Source organism: Tardiphaga sp. (assembly GCF_025356345.1).
Classification (GTDB): Bacteria; Pseudomonadota; Alphaproteobacteria; order Rhizobiales; family Xanthobacteraceae; genus Tardiphaga.
Genome location: NZ_JANXTC010000231.1, coordinates 1 through 3,900 on the forward strand (window position 1 = coordinate 1; position 3,900 = coordinate 3,900).

Sequence of the window (3,900 nt, forward strand, 5' to 3'; positions counted from 1 at the left end):
ACTTCGCCGACGCGACCCATTGCCTGGCTGTCGCTGCTCATCATGCTGATGGCGCCAAGGTCATGCAGGATGTCTTCGGCTTCGATGGTTTCCTTGCGGATGCGGCTTTCGGCGAAAGCGAGATCCTCGGCGATCGAGGGATCGAGATGGTGGCAGACCATCAACATGTCGAGATGCTCGTCGATGGTGTTGCGGGTGAACGGCCGGGTCGGATTGGTCGAGGACGGCAGCACATTCGGCAGGCCGGCGACCTTGATGATATCCGGCGCGTGGCCACCGCCGGCGCCTTCGGTGTGGAAGGCGTGGATGGTACGGCCCTTGAAGGCGGCGATGGTGTCCTCGACAAAGCCCGACTCGTTCAGCGTGTCGGAATGGATCATCACCTGCACGTCGTGATCGTCGGCGACGGTCAGGCAGTTGTCGATCGCGGCGGGCGTGGTGCCCCAGTCTTCGTGTAGCTTCAGCGCGCAGGCACCGGCATTGATCATCTCTATCAAGGCCGCGGGCTTCGAGGCATTGCCCTTGCCGGAAATGCCGAGATTGACCGGGAAGGCATCGAACGACTGGATCATCCGCGCGATGTGCCAGGGGCCGGGCGTGCAGGTGGTGGCGAAGGTGCCGTGCGACGGGCCGGTGCCGCCGCCGAGCATCGAGGTGACGCCACTCATCAGCGCATGCTCGATCTGTTGCGGGCAGATGAAATGGATGTGGCTGTCGAAACCGCCGGCGGTGAGGATTTTTCCTTCGCCCGCGATCACGTCGGTGCCGGGACCGACATTGATGGTGACGCCGGGCTGGATGTCGGGATTGCCGGCCTTGCCGATGGCGCAGATATAGCCTTCCTTGATGGCGACGTCGGCCTTGACGATTCCCCAGTGGTCGACGATCAGCACGTTGGTGATCACGGTATCGACCGCGCCCTCGGCATTGGTGGCCTGCGACTGCCCCATGCCGTCACGGATCACCTTGCCGCCGCCGAACTTCACCTCCTCGCCGTAGATGGTGAAATCCTTTTCCACCTCGATGATCAGGTCGGTATCGGCGAGCCGCACGCGATCGCCGGTGGTGGGGCCGAACATGTCGGCATAGACGGAACGCTTGATTTTCACGGACATGGGGGGCCTATTCAGATTTCGAGCAGCGAGAAGGTTGGATGCTTTGCGGCGTCCTTGTCGAAGGTCAGCGTTTTCTGGCAACCTGCCGACTGGTTCAATTCGCCTATCAGATAGTCAGCGAAATCCGCTGGGCCCTTTTTGTAGAGCTCGACGGCACGAGCCGTTGCCGCAGGTTCGGCAAACGTGAATTCCGGGGAAGCCGCGACGCGTATCAGCCGGTCGTAGATGGCGTCGTCGTCGAGGCGGAACTTACGGCGCAACGTCCAAACAAACTCCACAAGCACGATCGGACTAACAAAAACCGGCGCTTGGCTTCGGACCAACTCGCGGACCGCGGCTGCCTGCTGAGGATGATCGATGGGATCGAAGAACCGAAGCAGCAGATTGGTGTCGATCCCGATCATTTCTGCTGATTCCGAATACGCTCTTCCTGCGCTTCCATTTCATCGCCTATTGCATCACCGATATCTTTCTGGGTGAGCGGGCGCCCCGAAGACGGCAACGTCAGTTCATCCAGACCTTCAAAAATGCTCCGCCGGAGCACCGGAGTGACTGTGAGTTCACCGGAGTCGGCGAGATCAAAACTAAGGCGATCGCCTTCCTTCACGCCGAGGCGTTCCCGGATGGCGTCGGGCAGCGTGATCTGTCCGTTGGAAGCCATGACTGCAGTCGCTCTGTAAGACATGTCGTGTCTCCTCAGATGGCAGGATATTCCTTCCATAGACCCCAATCAACGCAGTTCACAACTTCCCCATCACGTCGCCGCGAAAGCCATAGACCTCGCGCTTGCCGGCCAGTTCGACCAGTTGCACGTCGCGGCTCTGGCCGGGCTCGAAGCGCACCGCGGTCCCGGCGGCGATATCGAGGCGCATGCCCCGGGCCTTGGCGCGGTCGAATTTCAGCCCGGGGTTGGTCTCGAAGAAATGATAGTGCGAGCCGACCTGGATCGGGCGATCGCCGGAATTGGCCACGGTGAGCGTCACGGTGGCACGGCCGGCATTGAGTTCGATCTCGCCGTCCTGGATGAAGAGTTCGCCGGGGATCATGGTCGGTCCTTTACAGATCTTCGTCTTCGCTGAGCTTCAGTTCGAACGCCTCGGCAGCCTGCTGGATGGCATCTTCGAGATCGCCGAGCGGGCTGTTCAGCTCCCATAATTTGTTGCCGAGCGGGCTGGCCGGATCCAGCATCGCCTTCGACGCCAGATCGCGCCAGTCGTCCTGATCATCCGGAAACTCTGCGATCGCCGCCTCGACGATCGGTGCCGCCTCGGGAGCGCCGATAATCCTGAGCGCTTCGGGGATCAGCACGATGTTGGTGCGATCCCAGTTGGCGAACAGTTGCGAGAACCCGCCATTGTACCACTCGCCGTGAAAATCCTCGACCAGCGCCAGCGCGTCCTCGGGCAGGCTGAGGTCGAAGTCGGCCGGGTCCTTCCCCGGCTTCACGATGTCAGCCATCCCAACACTCCGTCAGCGAATCGGCTCATGCACGGTCACCAGCTTGGTCCCGTCCGGGAAGGTGGCCTCGACCTGGATGTCGTGAATCATCTCGGCGATGCCGTCCATGCACTGGGCGCGGGTGATAACCTCGGCACCGGCCTTCATCAGTTCGGCGACGGTGCGGCCGTCGCGCGCGCCCTCGACGATAAAATCGGAAATGATCGCGATCGCTTCGGGATGGTTGAGCTTGACGCCGCGCTCGAGCCTTCGGCGCGCGACGATCGCGGCCATCGAGATCAGCAGCTTGTCCTTTTCACGGGGAGACAGATTCATCAGCGCACTCTGAATTCATTAACGTTAGTTCAGCCACAGCCGCGGCAGCGCGGCGCCGGAACGCGCCAGCACGTTCATCATGTCGACGCGCAGCCGGGCGGCATCTTGCGCACAGAAGCGGGCCATTGCAAATCCGTTCCAGCAGGAGATCCCGACCTCGCCGCCGAAGTTTTCAGCGGCCTCGCGGATCCGCTCCACCAGGGCCTCGTCGCCGGGCACGATCAGCGCCGTGCCGATCGCCAGACCGCCCTTGGCGATCGCCGGACGCGCCAGCTTTTCGCCGAGGTCGCCGTCGAGCCGAACGGTTTCGGCAAAAACCAGCTTGCCGCCCCGGCGCAATCGCCAGCGGTCGATAAAACGGCCGGACAGCATCTTTTCGCCCATCGCGGCGCGGCCGAAGATGACGATCTCGCACAGCACCAGCGAGGCGGTGGCATCCAGATCAATGTCGATGGCGCGCTCGGTCCGGGACCGGTCGAACAAGATGGTTTCCTGCGGCATCCATGACAAATGCGCGCCGGCTTCGACCTTCAACGCGATGTTGATCGCGGCCGAAGGACCATGGGAGCGATAGACCTTTTCGGCCGCGGCGGTGGTCACGGTCAGGCAGGTGCCTTCGCCGGCCGTAACGTCGATGTCGAAGCGATCCCCACCGGCCGCGCCGCCGGCGGTGTTGACGAACATCGCCGAAAGGCCGTGATCCTCCGGGGACGGAAACCGGACGCGGAGCGAGCCGGATTCATGCAGCTGGCGGCGCCGGGTCTTGCCCTCCACCATCTGTACGTCGAAGGTCACCGATCCCCGGGCGCGGTTGGCGGCAAAGATCGCCGAAGCGACGGTGGTCGGACTGGTCGGCATGCATTTCCTGGTGGCGGCGATTACAGCGCCATCTGGCGGCTGATCTCGGCAGGATCAAGCGTGGAGCGATCGCAGGCGAATTTGACGACGCCGCGATCCATCACGGCGAAGTTGTCGCCGAGCTCGCAGGCAAAGTCGAGATATTGTTCGACCA

Annotated in this window: 7 protein-coding genes and 1 pseudogene; all 8 read right to left on the reverse strand. The window is 62.5% G+C overall.

Features of this window, described 5'->3' with window-relative positions; all coding sequences use genetic code 11:
* On the reverse strand, positions 1-1,115 hold a 1,115-nt coding region (locus Q0S16_RS14005; protein WP_295849208.1), incomplete at its 3' end, for an urease subunit alpha.
* 11 nt (positions 1,116-1,126) lie between these two features.
* On the reverse strand, positions 1,127-1,519 hold the full coding sequence (locus tag Q0S16_RS14010; RefSeq protein ID WP_295849209.1) for a type II toxin-antitoxin system VapC family toxin: 393 nt from the start codon (positions 1,517-1,519) through the stop codon (positions 1,127-1,129).
* Positions 1,516-1,800: an AbrB/MazE/SpoVT family DNA-binding domain-containing protein gene (locus tag Q0S16_RS14015; RefSeq protein WP_295849211.1), complete on the reverse strand. Its 285-nt coding sequence runs from the start codon at positions 1,798-1,800 to the stop codon at positions 1,516-1,518. Before Q0S16_RS14015 ends, Q0S16_RS14010 begins: the two co-directional genes overlap by 4 nt.
* A gap of 55 nt (positions 1,801-1,855) precedes the next feature.
* Positions 1,856-2,161 carry an urease subunit beta gene (locus tag Q0S16_RS14020; protein WP_295849212.1) on the reverse strand — a complete coding sequence of 102 codons (306 nt, stop codon included), beginning with the start codon at positions 2,159-2,161 and terminating at the stop codon, positions 1,856-1,858.
* A 10-nt stretch (positions 2,162-2,171) separates the two neighbouring features.
* Entirely contained in the window at positions 2,172-2,573 is a 402-nt protein-coding gene (locus Q0S16_RS14025; RefSeq protein WP_295849214.1) for a DUF4375 domain-containing protein, read from the reverse strand.
* A gap of 12 nt (positions 2,574-2,585) precedes the next feature.
* Positions 2,586-2,888: an urease subunit gamma gene (locus Q0S16_RS14030; RefSeq protein ID WP_295849216.1), complete on the reverse strand. Its 303-nt coding sequence runs from the start codon at positions 2,886-2,888 to the stop codon at positions 2,586-2,588.
* A 24-nt stretch (positions 2,889-2,912) separates the two neighbouring features.
* Positions 2,913-3,746, reverse strand: a complete 834-nt coding sequence (locus Q0S16_RS14035) for an urease accessory protein UreD (RefSeq protein WP_295849218.1) — start codon at positions 3,744-3,746, stop codon at positions 2,913-2,915.
* 20 nt (positions 3,747-3,766) lie between these two features.
* Positions 3,767-3,900 (reverse strand): annotated as a pseudogene (locus tag Q0S16_RS14040) (ABC transporter ATP-binding protein); the annotation flags it as partial.

Excerpts from the sequence above, each read along its gene's own strand:
- Q0S16_RS14015 (WP_295849211.1), bottom strand. The coding sequence starts at position 1,800 with ATGTCTTACAGAGCGACTGCAGTCATGGCTTCCAACGGACAGATCACG.
- Q0S16_RS14025 (WP_295849214.1), bottom strand. The coding sequence starts at position 2,573 with ATGGCTGACATCGTGAAGCCGGGGAAGGACCCGGCCGACTTCGACCTC.
- Q0S16_RS14010 (WP_295849209.1), bottom strand. The coding sequence starts at position 1,519 with ATGATCGGGATCGACACCAATCTGCTGCTTCGGTTCTTCGATCCCATC.
- Q0S16_RS14035 (WP_295849218.1), bottom strand. The coding sequence starts at position 3,746 with ATGCCGACCAGTCCGACCACCGTCGCTTCGGCGATCTTTGCCGCCAAC.
- Q0S16_RS14020 (WP_295849212.1), bottom strand. The coding sequence starts at position 2,161 with ATGATCCCCGGCGAACTCTTCATCCAGGACGGCGAGATCGAACTCAAT.
- Q0S16_RS14030 (WP_295849216.1), bottom strand. The coding sequence starts at position 2,888 with ATGAATCTGTCTCCCCGTGAAAAGGACAAGCTGCTGATCTCGATGGCC.